Here is a 15,133-nt window from a genome sequence, read left to right on the forward strand (position 1 = left end):
CAAATTATACAGAAAAAATATAGATTTTAGTAGTGACAGTTTATTGACAATCGCATTTTTTTTGACGACTGGCACGCTTTTGGTTTTGTAAAGCTGTGTAAACAGATTAGAATAGCGCCACCTAGCCTTAATTTTCAGTGCCGCATGTCTGATTTAAACCAATCTCCCGAAGCAAAAGATCAACTCGATTTAGTCTATGGATTGAATGATCGACCAAAACCTTTTATTGCTTTTCTCGCTGCGTTTCAACATTTATTGGCCATTATTGTCCCAATTGTGACGCCGGGTCTGCTGATCTGTTTGGCACTTGGTGTGTCAAAAGAAGACACCAATATGATTCTGTCGATGTCATTGGTGATCTCTGGTATCGCAACCTTTTTACAATGTAAAAAAGTCGGTCCATTTGGTGCAGGTCTCCTGATTGTACAAGGAACCAGCTTTAACTTTATTGGTCCTATTATCGGTATTGGTTCTGCAATGGTTGCGGCAGGTACACCTGTAGAAGCAGTTATGGCATCTATCTTTGGTGTGGTGATCGCGGGTTCATTCATTGAAATGGGTGTGTCACGGATCTTACCGTGGGTGAAAAAACTGATCACTCCATTGGTAACAGGTATCGTGGTGTTATTGATTGGTCTGACTTTAATTAAAGAAGGCCTGATCAGCATGGGTGGTGGTTATCAAGCCATGGGCGATAAAACATTTGCCAATGCAGACAACCTCATCATGTCTTGTACCGTTTTGGCACTTATCATTTTACTGAACCGTGTACGTATTACATGGGTAAAGAGTTCTGCCATCCTGATTGCCTTAGTCGTGGGTTACATCCTTGCAGGCTTTATGGGTCATTTAAACTTTGATGGTTTAAAAGATGCGCCACTGGTTCAAATTCCAACACCGATGCACTTTGGCTTAAGCTTCTCTTGGAGCTTGTTCATTCCAATGGCATTTATCTACCTTGTGACATCCTTGGAAGCGATTGGTGATATTACCGCGACTTCTAAGCTTTCAAATCAAGCTGTAGATGGTCCTGAATGGATGAAGCGTATTAAAGGTGGTGTATTGGTGAATGGTGCAAACTCATTCCTTGCCGGTATCTTTAACACGTTCCCAAGTTCTGTATTTGCGCAAAACAACGGTGTCATTCAGTTAACAGGTGTTGCAAGCCGCTATGTGGGCATTTGGATTGCTGCCCTTTTGGTTATTTTAGGCTTACTTCCTGCTGTAGCAGGTGTCATTCAAGCGGTTCCACAAGCCGTGCTTGGTGGTGCTGTGATGGTAATGTTTGGTGCTGTAGCAGCCTCGGGTATCAATATCTTGTCAGGCATTCATTTAGACCGCCGCGCACTATTAATCATTGCGATTTCATTGGCATTGGGTCTAGGTGTTGCACAAGTACCACAAATCCTTGAACATCTTCCTGAATTGTTCCGTAATATCTTCAGTTCAGGCGTTGCCACTGGTGGTATCGCTGCCCTTATTTTGAATATTGTTCTTCCTGAAGTGAAGAAGTAAGTTCATTTGTCAAAGAACACTGCCTAGGTTCCGCCCTAGGCAGTGTTTTTTATGATGGAGAAATCTATGGATCTCACAAGTGAAGTCGTTATACGACAGATCGATTTATTACAAGATCGCGTGCTTTTCGTAAATGCACCGACAGATGACTTACTCAGTCAATTGAATGACAATATTAAGCCATCGATTTGGTGCTGGAATTTTAATGATTTTCAGTACTTTCAAAATCAACAGTCAAACGTCCATTTTGGTGTCGATTTTCCTGAAGGTCAGTTTGATCAAGCGGTTATTTTTGTTCCGAAATCAAAAGAACTGCTAAATTATTTATTACACAATGTGGCAAGTCATCTTGCTCAAGGTGCGTCTATTTTCCTCGTGGGTGAGAAAAAAGGCGGTGTTGAACGCGCTGCAAAACAATTACAGCCCTTTGGTAAAACCCTAAAAATTGATAGCGCGCGTCACTGCCAAATGTGGCAAACCCTATTGGAAAAAACTGTCACACTGAAGCCACTGCAAGATTGGGTGCAAAAATATCCAGTTGAAACCCCAAATGGTGAGCTTACGATTTGCGCACTGCCTGGCGTATTTAGCCAGAACCGTTTAGATGTGGGTACGGCTACCTTATTGCCTTATTTATCACAGATGACTTCGGGCAAAATTGCAGATTTTGGCTGTGGTGCGGGTGTTATCAGTGCTTATTTAGCCAAACTGAATCCTAAAAATCGTATCTTTGCCATGGATGTAGATGCCTTTGCACTAGCGTCTACACAAATGACATTTGAACAAAATTTGCTTGAACCTGAACAACTTGAGATTAAAGCGGTCACAGGAATCGAGGATGCTCCCTTATTTTTACATGCCATAGTCAGCAATCCACCCTTCCATCAAGGGATTCAAACCGACTACAATGCCAGTGAAAATCTATGCAAAACTTCGCGCAGACATTTGAAGTCTGGGGGTGAGCTTTGGATTGTTGCCAACCGATTCCTCAATTATCCGACTTTAATTGAGCAGCATTATGGTCAATGTACAATCAAAGCCGACCAACAAGGATTTAAAGTCTTGTTTGCGAGCACGCAAAAAAATCTTAAGGAACAATGATGAGCGAAATTCAAAAACCAGCTCAACTTCAACGTAAGTTGGGTGCTCGCCATCTCAACATGATTGCAATTGGTGGTTCAATTGGTACAGGTTTATTTCTAGCCTCTGGAGCAACCATTGCCAATGCAGGCCCGGGTGGCGCCCTGCTTGCATACTGCTTAATTGGTATCATGATTTACTTCTTGATGACCAGTCTAGGTGAGCTTGCAACACATAATCCAACTTCGGGTGCATTCTTTACCTACGGCACAAAGTATGTCGAGGGTGGTTTCGGCTTCGCTTTGGGTTGGAACTATTGGTATAACTGGGCGATTACCGTGGCATTTGAATTGGTTGCTGTCCAATTCATTATGAAATTCTGGTTTCCAGATATTCCGGGCTTTTACTGGAGTGCGATTTTCCTCGCAATCGTCTTTGCCATTAATGCACTGACCGTAAAAGGCTTTGGTGAATCAGAATTCTTCTTCTCGCTTGTTAAAGTGCTCGCAATTGTTGCCTTTATCATTATCGGCCTGTTTATGATTGGCAAAATCATGCTGACACCGGGCGTAGAAACATTTGCCAACTGGACCAAGGGTGAAGCCCCATTTGTCGGCGGTTTATCTGCCTTGATTGGTGTGGCCATGATTGCCGGTTTCTCTTTCCAAGGGACTGAAATGGTTGGTGTGGCTGCAGGTGAATCGAAAGATCCTGAAAAGACCATTCCTATTGCCATCAAGCAAATTTTCTGGCGTATCTTGTTGTTTTATATCGTGTGTATCTTCATTATCGGCACTCTCATTGCCTATGATGACCCACGTTTATTACAAGCAGCATCTACTGAAAATATTGCACTTTCACCATTTACCTTACTGTATGAAAAAGCAGGTTTTGCTTTTGCTGCATCGGTGATGAATGCGGTGATCTTGACTGCGATTTTATCAGCGGGTAACTCTGGTATGTACTCCTCTACTCGTATGCTGTTTGATATGGCACGTAAAGGCAGTGCGCCGAAAGTCTTTGGTCGCTTAGATGCACGTGGCGTACCGATGAATGCACTTTATGCAACAACAGCGATTGCGGCACTGTGCTTCTTAACCACCTTTATCGGTGAACAAGCGGTCTTTAATTGGTTACTGAACATGTCTGGTATGTGTGGCTTTATTGTGTGGCTCGGTATTGCAGTTTCACATTATCGCTTCCGTAAAGGCTACTTGGCTCAAGGCAATAAATTGGAAGATCTTGCTTACCGTGCAAAATTCTTCCCATTTGCACCGTGGTTTGCCTTTATTTTGTGTGCCATCGTGGTCCTTGGTCAGAACTATCAAGCCGTTTTAGATGGTGAGTGGTTAGCCGTTGTTTCTACCTATATTGGTATTTTCTTATTCCTTGCCATTTGGTTCGGTTATAAGTGGAAACACAAAACTAAGTTTGTTTCATATCAAGAAATGGATGTAAAACCGATGAAAGTTGATCAAGAATAATGTGATCACTGAATAAAAAAAGCAGCTCCTAAGCTGCTTTTTTTATGGCTAAAATTGTATCTCAATACATTCACGCTTTAACAAAATATTTCGTGAGTGATGTTGAGGAATGATGTCTGATCTATCACCAACAACTGATACGCTGACGCAATCATGTTAAGCACCGAAAATAAAAACGCCCAATGCAATGCATCAGGCGTTTGTTCAAAAGTAACTACGTTTTCAGGTTAAATTTTTCAATACTTAAGAAGCATTATGCTGTTGTACAAATCTAATAAACTCTTCTTCGCTCATCACAGGTACACCCAACTTTTCAGCCTTTTCTAATTTAGAACCTGCCTTTTCACCTGCAACTACACATTTGGTTTTACCCGAAACACTACCACTGACACGTGCGCCTAAGGCTTGAAGCATTTGCGTCGCTTCATCACGACCCATGGTACTCAATGTCCCAGTAATCACCCAACTCTCGCCATTCAGCGGCTGACGACTTGGTGCAACGGGTGCATCCCAATGAATCCCTGCTGCCAACAAACGATCAACCACTTCGAGGTTATGCGGCGCTTGGAAAAAGTCGACAATCCATTCTGCGGTAATATCACCAACGTCTGGCGTTTTTTTCAAGGATTCTAGATCTGCATGACGAATCGCATCAAAAGTTTGGAAAGTATTCGCGAGCATGCGTGCCGTGGTTTCACCCACGCCTCGAATGCCGAGTGCATAAATAAATGCACCTAGTGTCGTTTTCTTACTATTTTCAATGGAATCGATAAGGTTTTGAACTGACTTCTCACCCATTTTTTCAATAGTCAGTAATTTTTCACGATGCTCATGCAAGCTATAAATATCAGCAACATCTTTGAGCAGATCCAAATGTAAAAGTGATTCCGCCCAACGGTCGCCTAAGCCCTCAATGTCCATAGCTTTACGTGATACAAAGTGCCGAATCGCCTCAATACGCTGTGCAGCACAATACAATCCACCTGAACAACGTGCCAAGGCTTCACCTTCTGGCATCACGACAGGAGATGCGCAGACTGGACAACATGCAGGTAACTGAACTTCTACCGTATCTACAGGACGGAATTCAGGCCATACTTTTTCCACTTTTGGAATCACATCACCGCTACGGTAAACACTGACCGTGTCTCCTACACGTACATCTAAACGGTGAATTTCACCAATATTATGTAGAGTGACATTGGAAACCGTTACCCCACCGACTGCAACAGGGTTTAAACGCGCGACTGGGGTTAAAGTCCCTGTACGCCCCACTTGCCAATCAATATTTTCAACTGTCGTGAGCGCTGCGACTGCAGGGAATTTATATGCCGTTGCCCAACGTGGTTCACGACTTAAAAAACCCAATGTTTGCTGCTGCTTCAGGCTATTTACCTTAATCACCATGCCATCAATTTCAACACTCAGGCTTGGTCGATCAATGATCATTTGCTCATACGCAGCTTGTACGTCCTGAATGCTGTCACAAATAAAGTGACGTTCACCGACAGCAAAACCAAACTGTGTCAGCCATTCTAGGCTAGCAGACATGGTGGTTTGACCATGATGTGGTTCGCACTGTGCAATGCCATAAGCATAAAAAGCCAATGGACGTGAAGCCGCAATTGCAGGATCGAGTTGACGTAAGCTTCCTGCTGCTGCATTTCGTGGATTGGCAAAGGTTTTTTCACCTTTGGCTTCGTTTTCAGCATTGAGCTTTTCAAAGCCTGACTTTGGCATCAGGACTTCACCACGAACTTCAAGAAGACTTGGAATTTCAGTCTGCGTAGAAGTCAGTACTTTAGGTAAATTTCGAATGGTTTTTACATTTTGGGTAATGTCTTCCCCTGTTTCACCATCACCCCGTGTCACACCACGGACTAAAATGCCATTTTCATACCAAAGAGAAATGGCCAGCCCATCAAATTTTAATTCGACATCATATTCAATTTTTTGATTCGGTAAGCGCTCTTCCGCACGACGGGCAAAGGCAAATAAATCTTCTGCATTAAATACATTACCCAATGACAACATGGGTACTGCATGGGTTACAGATTCAAACTTAGACAAGGCCTTTCCACCCACTTTTGTGGTTGGTGTATCAGGTTGCACTAAATCAGGGTATTGCTCTTCTAAGGCTTTTAATTGGTGAAAAAGTTGATCATATTCACTGTCCTCAATTTCTGGCGTGTCCATGACATAGTAGGCATGGTTATGTTTCGCCAAGAGTTGAATCAGTTGTCGCATCTGTGCAACGACAGTGGATTGTTGTGTCATACATTCACCATAAAAAAGGGCGGTTCATGCTCCGCCCTCAAATTTCATTATCTGTTGCTATTATAGAAACCCACTCGGTGAGTTTCAATCAAAGACGCTTAGACTTCGATAGCTTGACCTTGACGATAATCAATCGCTTGATGACGCCAATGTTCACGCATCTGCGGTGTAAATTCTTGGTTATTTTGATCATACACAGTACCGTCAATTTCACGTGCAATTAGACGTGAAATGCTGTCCATGGTATCAAAGGCATTTTGCACATCGCTGTGTGGCAGCGCCAAGAAGAAAGCTAAACCTTTTACTTCTTCAGTCGATAAAGTTTCAAGATCAAAACCTTGCGCAGCGCCATCATTATTCATTTGTAATACAGAGAATAATAACTTTGTGCCTTCTTCATCATAACGATGGAAACAGGCCATTTCGCCAAAACGCAGGCCGTATTTGAGTAACACTTTTAATGCTTTTTCACCCGACAAGGCACGGCTATCAGGGAACACATTTAAGGCGATATAAGTTTCCGCAGTTGCTAAAGCACTTTCTTCATCAACAATTTTTTGTTCATGTAAATGAGCATCCAAAATACTGCTTTCTTCATCAAAATCGCTAATTTCAGCTTTTTCAATTGCACTATTTACACTAAATTCTGGTGCTTTTTCTGCAGGAACAGCGTCAGCCTGAACATTCGTCGCAGGAGTCGCTGCGTGATTGGCATCGGTGGCTACAGTTGCAACCGTTGCAGATTCTGTTGTTTCTGTAGACAATGTATTGTCTTCTGTTGCAGTTTGAGCTTTTTCAACTGAAACGGGATCCGTCGTAGTCGTCTCAGTCTTTGCCGTCGCCTCAGCGCTCTGCTCTGCTTGTTCCGTTGCCGTTGCTTCTGGAGTTACATTCGCTTGAACAGCTTCAGTCGTTTCAACCGCTGTGACTTTTTCCTCAGCCAAAGTCGGCTCTACACGTTGCGTGGTTTCAGGTGTATTTAACTGATTTCGTACATGGCGCGGAATAACAGGTTGCTGACTATCAGGGTCAATATGTAATTCGGTGTCGAGTGATGGCGCTGCATCCGCAGGTTTACGAAACATCATTCGAATGCCCACAACCATGATAATTACAGCGATTACAATCCCAGCTATAGTGGTGATTTCCATGTTATGCCTCCGCAGCTAAACCGTATTCTTTGGCCTGCTCAATATTCACAGTCACTAATTTTGAAGTTCCTGGTTCTGGCATGGTCACACCAAGTAAGTCAGTTGCCATTGTCATTGCCAGTTTATTGTGTGTAATGTAGATAAATTGCACTTGTTCTGAAAGCTCTTTTACAAGATTACAAAATCTTCCTACATTTGCATCGTCTAAAGGTGCATCGACTTCGTCTAAAACGCAAAATGGCGCAGGATTTAGGCGGAAAATCGCAAAAACCAAAGCCAATGCGGTCAATGCCTTTTCACCACCCGATAATAATGCCAAAGAGCTATTTCGTTTACCCGGTGGTCGTGCCATCAGTTTTACACCCGATTGCCAACCATCTTCAAGGCTTAAACTTGCTTCACCACCATTAAATACTTTCGGAAACAACTCTTGAAGTTCAGCATTAACCTTATCAAAGGTGGTCATAAACAGCTTTCGCGTTTCCTGATCAATGCTTTTCATCGCGGCTTGCAGTTGCTCAACAGTCTTTTGCAAGTCATCAATTTGGTGGCTTAAATCATCAAAGCGTTTAGAAACTTCAGTATATTCTTCTGCCGCAGCCAAGTTGACTGCACCCAATTTATCAAACTGCTGCTGCGCTTTTTCGAGTTTTTGCTGATGGGATACCACATCAATGCTTAAACCTGTCAGCATTTCGCTGTTCATTTCTTTCAATTGTTCTGAATAATGCTGCAAATCAGACTGCGCGGATTGCCAAGCTAGACGCTTTTCTTCCAATTGCGTACGCAATTTTTCATCTTGCTGTTGATGTGAATGGCGTTGTTCAGTCAATGTCTGTTGTTTACTCTGAACATTATTCAGTTCAAGCTGCCAGTCATTCCAGGTTTTTTGTAAACGTTCAGTGACTTGGGCTTGCTCTGAATACTGTGACTCAAGCGCAGGCAATTCTAACTGTACCGGATCGACAAATTTCTTTGCTTGTTCCATCTGTCCAATAATTTGCTGAGTTTGCGCTTTCAAAAAGACCGTGTCTTTTTCTAATAATTCAATCTGTTGTTTCGTCTGTACAGACTGACGACGCACGATTTCCAATTCTTGCTGACTGTGTAGTGCCACTTGCTGAGCACTTTCCAGCGCTAGACTCAATTCCTCAACTTGGAATTGCAAGGTTTTATAATTGGGCAAGGCTTGCTCAAGCTTCATCGTCAGCGCATGCAGATCTATTTCCAAATCATCTTTTTGCATGGCATCTTCTTCAAGCTGTGCTTCAAGTTGCTGCAATTGATCTTGTAACTGCTGCTTTTGTAATGCAAAAGCCTGATGGGAACTTTGTACCTTCGCAATCGCAACATCAGCATTTTGAATGTCTTTTTGCCAATTTTTTAATTGGCTATGTTGCTGTTGCAGATTTTGCTGTAAAGCTTGTACGGCATTTTGCAACTCAGGCAATTGGCCTTCTAGTTGCGTTAGCTTTGGCTGCTGCTCTGCAAGTAATTCAATCAATTCATCCAAGCGAATACGGTGGCTCAATGCACCTTGCCCTGCTTGGCTGTCCTCGTCATAGTCTAGACCAATCACCCAATCCACACCGACATGATAACCATCGAGCGTGAGTATCGACTGACCAACAGCCAGTTTAGCCTGATGACTCAATGCCATCGTCAATGTTTCAGCAATCGCGACCTGCTGCCAGATCGAAAGTTGTGGTGCTTCAATCCACGTCGCCAAAGCGTCTAATCCAACGATTTGTGCTGCTGTGTGATAACTGCCTTTGACCTGACGTGCAATACTGTCTTGAAAATTATCACTGTGTCCCAAGACTTGAGCACTCAGCCATTTAGACAAAAATTTCTCGACCAGTTGCGCATGCTGTTTACCTTGCGTGCTCAACTGCAACTGCTGCATTAAATGTTGACGCTGGCTTTGCTGCTTTGGACTGGCTTTAATCATCAATTGATTTAGGTTTTTCTGCTCGGACAACAGCACCTGTATTTCTGACTTTAACTGCAGCACCGTATTTTTGTGCTGTGCCTGCTGTTCTTGTGCAGCTGCAAGCTGTGTCTGCGTTTCGGCAATCACCTGCTCTTGTTGCGTAATTTGTTGTTCGAGCTGTTGCTTATCTTGCTGATACTGCTCCAACTCATCTTGCTGCGCCTGATGCTGAATTTGACCTCTTTGCTGTTGCAGGGTCTCACGTTGTTGCTCAATACGACCAATATTTTTGGTCAATTGTTCACTCTGCGCCAACATCTGTAGCTTTTGCTGTTGCTGCTTTTCGACTTGCCCACGGCATTGTTCAAATTGTTGAACCGCTTGTTGATGCTGAGCTTTTAAATCGGCTAATTGTTGAGTCTGATCTTGACTACTGCTTTCTTGGCGCTGTAACTGCTCAACAAATCCATCTTGCTGTTCTTGCAGCGTTTCCAGTTGTAACTCTAATAGCTGTAAACGTTCTTTGGTTTGGGCTTTTTGCTTTTCAAGCTCCACCAAACTTGCCGAATTTTGTGCAAATAAACCCTGCTTTTGCTCCAGCGTCATTTTCAACTCAGACAGTTTCTTTTCCGCCTGTTGCCATTCACTTTGTAATGGGGTGGACTGTTGAATAAGCCGTTGAAATAAAGCACTGGTGGAAGATAAGTCATGCTCTAGAGTATTCAGCTCAGAACGCACCAGTTTGAAGGTTTCCCCGAGCTCATTCATCTGAAGCGTGTATTCTTGCTGTAAACGCGTGCTTTGTTCACATTGGAAAGACAGCACTTCGATCTTAATAGTACGAATTTGGGTTTCTAATTCTTTATATTGCACCGCCGTTTCAGACTGACGCTTTAAGGTTTTCAACTGAGACTTCAGTTCTGATGCAATGTCTTCGAGACGTTCTAAATTTTGAGTGGTGTGTTCTAGATGCTGTAAAGTTTCACGACGACGAGCTTGATAGCGAGAAACCCCAGCGGCTTCTTCAATATACACACGCATTTCTTCAGGTTTGGCATCGACCAAACGGTTGATCATGCCCTGTTCAATAATCGCATACGAACGCGGACCTAAACCGGTACCTAAGAAAATATCAGTAATATCACGACGGCGGCATTTGGTGCCGTTGAGGAAATATTCGGATTTACCATCACGATTGACCTGACGGCGAACTGCCAGTTCAGTATAGGCATTATAAGCACCACCTAACTTGCCATAGGTGTTATCAAAACGCAGTTCAACACTCGCCATTCCGACTGGTTTACGCTTTGCCGTTCCGGTAAAAATAACATCTTGCATGGTGCCACCACGCAATTGACGGGCACTGGATTCACCCATAACCCAACGAATGGCATCAATCACATTGGATTTACCACAGCCGTTCGGTCCAACAACCGCACTACGGTTGCCTTCAAATTTTAGAGTTGTGCTATCGGCAAAAGATTTGAAGCCGGAAAGTTTTAAACTGCTTAAACGCATAATGTCCTGATCAGCGGCGTGAACGTCTCGCCCACGCTAATTCGATTTGTTTCATCCGTGTTAGTGATTCCAACACAAGGTTGCGTAAGTGTCGACAAAAATCTTCCATAAATAAAGTGGCTTGATGTGATTTTCTGATTAAAACTGCATCAGTCACTAATTTAAACAAATCAAAAGATTCTTGTATTTCACGTCGTGAAATATTCAGTGTCAGGAAATAACTACGTCTGAGTGATGGCAACAATTCTTGGTAATAACGCATCAGGTAGGTATTTCCCACCATTTCATGCTGACGAGCCATGCCCTGAAAAATCAGATCATAAAACTTTTCGGTATTGCCTTGGCGAGTTTCTACGTCTAATTGTTCAAGTAATAACTGAATACGCTCAGCTTCATGGCTACGCCACGTTTCCGCCATACGATGCACAATTTGACCCAACAATAATGCTGCAATATCAAATAATGAACGCACTTGTAAAGCCGACATTTCAGAGACTAAGGCGCCACGGCGTGGGTAGATTTCAATGAGCTGGGTCCGTTCTAAAATCAATAAAGCTTCACGAACAGAGCCACGGCTCACATCCAATTCGGCCGCAATTCTAAGTTCCTGAATACGCTCGCCTTCGACCAACTCACCGCGAATGATTTGTTCACCGATGTGTTTGGCAATTTGTTCTGACAAACTGTCCGCTTCTTGTTGTTGCATACTGTTCCTATCTTTTTTTTATAAGATGCAATGTTCAGATTTACACTCAATCTATTTGCATTAGAAACGATAAGCAACCTAATTGAACATGACATTGTCTGACAATCTTGTGTCAACAAAGCCAATTTTGTCAGTCAAAACGGACAATCAAGCGCCAAAGGCTTGCACACCTTGATAAATAAAATAGCAACCAACTGTTGTTAATAAGCATGCAAAACAACGCTTTAGCATAAATGGTGACAACATATGAGCCACTTTCGCACCCAATTTCGCAGTGATGAAGCTCATTACACTAATCCCGATAAATGCATAAATATGGATATAACCAATGGTATTGGGAACCTCGATATCGGCATGATGACCAAACCACATAAAGCCGAGTGCCCCTGCAATCGCAATCGGTAAACCACATGCAGCAGAGGTTGCGACCGCTTTTTGCATAATGACGCCGTTTTTATTCAAATACGGGACGGTTAAGCTACCTCCACCAATACCGAAGATCGCAGAGGCAATCCCAATACCCCCCCCTGCTGCCATTTGCATGGCTTGTGAGGGTAAATGTTTATTCGGATCGACTGGTGTCGCTGCACCGCGAAACATTTTAAAGGCCACCCAGACCGCAAAAAAGCCAATTAACAGTTGCAAACCCTGCCCTGATAAATAATCTGCAATGCCTGCACCGAGAAATGAACCGATCACCAAACCCGGTGACAAATTCCGAAAGACATTCCACAGCACGGCACCTTTTTTATGATGCGCCGAAACCGAGCTAAGTGAGGTCACAATAATCGTGGCTAAAGATGTGCCCACCGCCATGTGCATAATCACACTGGGATCATATTGAAGTTGGGTAAAGACAATGAATAAAATCGGCACAATAATCAGGCCACCGCCAACACCAAATAGCCCCGCAGCAAAACCAGCGATTGCACCAATCAGTAAATATATGATTAACTCCATCAATATTATTCCACAACTCTCAGATTCAAATGGATTTAGAGACCAGACACTTACAGCAATTGCTGAGCACAGTACCTCAGCCGCCTGAAGTTTTATTACTGAAGCCCATTACCACATCGACCAATGACGATGTTCGTGAGATTGCCAAAAAAGGCATTCAACATGTTTTGGTATGCAGTGAAGAGCAAACTCAGGGGCGTGGGCAACGCGATCATCAATGGGTCTCACCCGTTGGTAATATCTATTTAAGCACATTGCTGAATTTACAAACAGCGATAGATGGACGGCTTGCACTCGAAATTGCCTTAAATATCTTACAAATGCCAAGTTTGCAAAATCTCGCTTTACAAGTGAAATGGCCCAATGACCTGTATAGCCCACAAGGCAAATGGGGCGGGATCTTGATTGAGCCGATTTCGCCACATCAAGCGATTGTCGGCGTTGGCATGAACTTATTTCCGATTCCATCCGCAGGAATTGAGCAACGTGCAACCTCGTTATCTGAACTCGGACTTCCCTCGCCAAACCGTTTGCAGTTAATTTCTGAACTATATGCAGCGATTCAACTTGCAGGTGAATGGTTCGATCATAACTGCTATAACCTCGCTGCACGATTCAACCATTATGCTGCATTTATGCAACAGCCCGTTGAACTTGAACACCTGCAAGGCAAAAGCCAAGGCCGCTTTCTCGGTATTGAAAATGATGGTTCGATCAACATCCAAACTTCGCAGCACTTAGAAAATCATTTCCAAGGTCGCTTACGTTTAGCAGATCAACCATAAAACAGGATTGCAAAGGCCTACTGATGAAAAAATTATGGCTCGATGTCGGTAATACCCGGCTGAAATACTGGATTACCGAACACGATCAAATTATAGAGCATGCTGCGGAACTGCATTTACAGTCGCCTGCCGAACTCCTACTCGGTTTAATCCAGCACTTTAAAAGTTTGGACTTAGGTCAGGTCGGGATTTCCTCGGTACTCGACAAAAAAAATAATGATCGGATTCAAAAAATTCTTAAATTTTTAGCCGTTCCTGTCACTATTGCCAAAGTACATGCCGAATATGCGGGCTTACGCTGTGCATATGAAGACACCAGTAAATTCGGGATCGACCGTTGGCTGCAAATGCTGGCTGTGGTCAAAGACCCTACACAAAAATACTGTGTCATTAGCTGTGGCACGGCACTCACCATTGACTTAACGGATGGCTTACAACATTTAGGCGGCTATATTTTGCCAAATTTGTATTTGCAACGTGATTCGCTCATCCAAAACACCAAAGGCATTAAAATTCCAGATGCCACCTTTGATGAGCTGTCTCCTGGTAAAAACACCATAGATGCTGTTCATCATGGCATCTTGCTCAGCTTGGTCAGCACCATTGAAAAGGTTCTCGACAAATATCCAAGTCAGTTGATTTTAACCGGTGGCGATGCTGCGCTATTTGCACGCTATTTAGAACAATATCAGCCAGCTGTCGAAGCAGATTTGCTGCTTCGAGGCCTACAAAGTTATGTAAATGGCGTGTAATTTAGCCATTTTTTGATAGCAAACTGTGAAAGCGTGATGATCAATGATCATCACGCTTTTTTTACAATCATTTCATACAAGCATAATTACAAATTGTATCGCGATTCATGACCTTTTTTCGCCCAACGAATTACAATAGCCTGCGATGATCGACAGATACATCAGCAACTTTATAATTTAAAAATGTCTTTCAAGATAGAATATAAGACGAAGAGTATAGATATGAAATTTAAAAATTTACTGGGTTTAAGCCTGCTCACCTCTACATTATTCTTCGGCGGTTGTACCACGACACAAAATCTAGCCAACTCTAAAATCCCTGCCGAAATCAAATCACAGCTCAGCACCTCTGAAGCAGTTTTGGGCTATTTTGGAGATGAAGATAATCCCGATTACTGCGGCTGCGTATCGTATATTGATTCAAGTTATTACATGACCCCAGTCAAAGACGGCTATTACCGTGTACTTTTAGGTCGTAATGCCACAGGAGATTTTTTAGTTCAAGATTTTTACCAAGAAACCAAAACCCCTCAATCCTCACCTGCTTGGGTCAAAGATCCGATGAAACTATTTAGTTTTAGTGGCAGTGACATCGAAGGCCCAGTAACACTTTATCGCAAAAACGGCAAAGTAGAATCAACCTTTGTGAATCAAGATGGCGTGAGCATCCAAGGTGAAGAGTTTTATCCAACAGGACAACGTGGCGCAGCGTATAAAGTCGATGAAAATGGCAATGATGCCTATCGCTTATGGTATGCCTCAGGAAAAATTGCGGCTGAATATGTCGTCGATACCGATGGTGAATATGTTGGTGCTTATAAAGCATGGCAGGAAGATGGTCGCGAAGCCAATGATGACATTGACGACATTCGTGAACGTGTTGCTTTAGAACTCGACTGATCTATCAAAAGATCGATCAAACAAAAAGGCGCAGATTGCGCCTTTTTTCTCTTCAATTGCACCTATTGCATG

The 15,133-nt window shown here is 43.0% G+C and carries 11 protein-coding genes; 6 read left to right on the forward strand and 5 right to left on the reverse strand.

Features of this window, described 5'->3' with window-relative positions; translation table 11 throughout:
• Positions 1-144: 144 nt before the first annotated feature.
• The 3 genes from FTT77_RS14080 to FTT77_RS14090 all read left to right on the forward strand — a co-directional run bounded on the left by FTT77_RS14080 (position 145) and on the right by FTT77_RS14090 (position 4,079).
• Positions 145-1,515 (forward strand): uracil-xanthine permease family protein, encoded by a 1,371-nt coding sequence (locus tag FTT77_RS14080; protein ID WP_078191151.1) that lies wholly within the window; start codon positions 145-147, stop codon positions 1,513-1,515.
• Positions 1,516-1,581: 66 nt separating this feature from the next.
• Entirely contained in the window at positions 1,582-2,616 is a 1,035-nt protein-coding gene (locus FTT77_RS14085; protein WP_168378529.1) for a methyltransferase, read from the forward strand.
• Entirely contained in the window at positions 2,616-4,079 is a 1,464-nt protein-coding gene (locus FTT77_RS14090; protein WP_180109453.1) for an amino acid permease, read from the forward strand. Before FTT77_RS14085 ends, FTT77_RS14090 begins: the two co-directional genes overlap by 1 nt.
• Before the next feature lie 243 nt (positions 4,080-4,322).
• On the opposite strand, the gene ligA is transcribed toward FTT77_RS14090, so the two are convergent.
• The 5 genes from ligA to FTT77_RS14115 all read right to left on the reverse strand — a co-directional run bounded on the left by ligA (position 4,323) and on the right by FTT77_RS14115 (position 12,624).
• Positions 4,323-6,356 (reverse strand): NAD-dependent DNA ligase LigA, encoded by a 2,034-nt coding sequence (ligA, locus tag FTT77_RS14095; RefSeq protein ID WP_180109454.1) that lies wholly within the window; start codon positions 6,354-6,356, stop codon positions 4,323-4,325.
• Between the two features lie 98 nt (positions 6,357-6,454).
• Entirely contained in the window at positions 6,455-7,507 is a 1,053-nt protein-coding gene (locus FTT77_RS14100) for a cell division protein ZipA C-terminal FtsZ-binding domain-containing protein (RefSeq protein ID WP_180021407.1), read from the reverse strand.
• Position 7,508: 1 nt separating this feature from the next.
• On the reverse strand, positions 7,509-10,958 hold the full coding sequence (gene smc / locus FTT77_RS14105) for a chromosome segregation protein SMC (protein ID WP_180109455.1): 3,450 nt from the start codon (positions 10,956-10,958) through the stop codon (positions 7,509-7,511).
• Between the two features lie 10 nt (positions 10,959-10,968).
• Positions 10,969-11,664 (reverse strand): GntR family transcriptional regulator, encoded by a 696-nt coding sequence (locus FTT77_RS14110; RefSeq protein WP_180021411.1) that lies wholly within the window; start codon positions 11,662-11,664, stop codon positions 10,969-10,971.
• A 147-nt stretch (positions 11,665-11,811) separates the two neighbouring features.
• Positions 11,812-12,624, reverse strand: a complete 813-nt coding sequence (locus FTT77_RS14115; RefSeq protein ID WP_180106357.1) for a sulfite exporter TauE/SafE family protein — start codon at positions 12,622-12,624, stop codon at positions 11,812-11,814.
• A gap of 29 nt (positions 12,625-12,653) precedes the next feature.
• Between FTT77_RS14115 and FTT77_RS14120 the strand changes: the two genes are divergently transcribed.
• The 3 genes from FTT77_RS14120 (at position 12,654) to FTT77_RS14130 (ending at position 15,061) form a co-directional block, all read left to right on the forward strand.
• Positions 12,654-13,409, forward strand: a complete 756-nt coding sequence (locus FTT77_RS14120) for a biotin--[acetyl-CoA-carboxylase] ligase (RefSeq protein WP_180048987.1) — start codon at positions 12,654-12,656, stop codon at positions 13,407-13,409.
• 23 nt (positions 13,410-13,432) lie between these two features.
• Positions 13,433-14,161, forward strand: coding sequence for a type III pantothenate kinase (locus tag FTT77_RS14125; protein ID WP_180048988.1), 729 nt, complete (start codon positions 13,433-13,435; stop codon positions 14,159-14,161).
• A gap of 222 nt (positions 14,162-14,383) precedes the next feature.
• Positions 14,384-15,061, forward strand: coding sequence for a hypothetical protein (locus FTT77_RS14130; RefSeq protein ID WP_180048989.1), 678 nt, complete (start codon positions 14,384-14,386; stop codon positions 15,059-15,061).
• The last annotated feature ends 72 nt before the right edge of the window (positions 15,062-15,133 follow it).

Source organism: Acinetobacter sp. YH01010 (genome assembly GCF_013420775.1).
In the GTDB taxonomy this organism is placed as follows: Bacteria; Pseudomonadota; Gammaproteobacteria; order Pseudomonadales; family Moraxellaceae; genus Acinetobacter; species Acinetobacter amyesii.

Bases quoted from the DNA above. Each gene is read 5' to 3' on its own strand.
- FTT77_RS14090 (WP_180109453.1), top strand. From the start codon at position 2,616: ATGAGCGAAATTCAAAAACCAGCTCAACTTCAACGTAAGTTGGGTGCT.
- ligA (WP_180109454.1), bottom strand. From the start codon at position 6,356: ATGACACAACAATCCACTGTCGTTGCACAGATGCGACAACTGATTCAA.
- FTT77_RS14080 (WP_078191151.1), top strand. From the start codon at position 145: ATGTCTGATTTAAACCAATCTCCCGAAGCAAAAGATCAACTCGATTTA.
- FTT77_RS14120 (WP_180048987.1), top strand. From the start codon at position 12,654: ATGGATTTAGAGACCAGACACTTACAGCAATTGCTGAGCACAGTACCT.
- FTT77_RS14100 (WP_180021407.1), bottom strand. From the start codon at position 7,507: ATGGAAATCACCACTATAGCTGGGATTGTAATCGCTGTAATTATCATG.
- FTT77_RS14115 (WP_180106357.1), bottom strand. From the start codon at position 12,624: ATGGAGTTAATCATATATTTACTGATTGGTGCAATCGCTGGTTTTGCT.
- FTT77_RS14130 (WP_180048989.1), top strand. From the start codon at position 14,384: ATGAAATTTAAAAATTTACTGGGTTTAAGCCTGCTCACCTCTACATTA.
- FTT77_RS14085 (WP_168378529.1), top strand. From the start codon at position 1,582: ATGGATCTCACAAGTGAAGTCGTTATACGACAGATCGATTTATTACAA.
- FTT77_RS14110 (WP_180021411.1), bottom strand. From the start codon at position 11,664: ATGCAACAACAAGAAGCGGACAGTTTGTCAGAACAAATTGCCAAACAC.
- FTT77_RS14125 (WP_180048988.1), top strand. From the start codon at position 13,433: ATGAAAAAATTATGGCTCGATGTCGGTAATACCCGGCTGAAATACTGG.
- smc (WP_180109455.1), bottom strand. From the start codon at position 10,958: ATGCGTTTAAGCAGTTTAAAACTTTCCGGCTTCAAATCTTTTGCCGAT.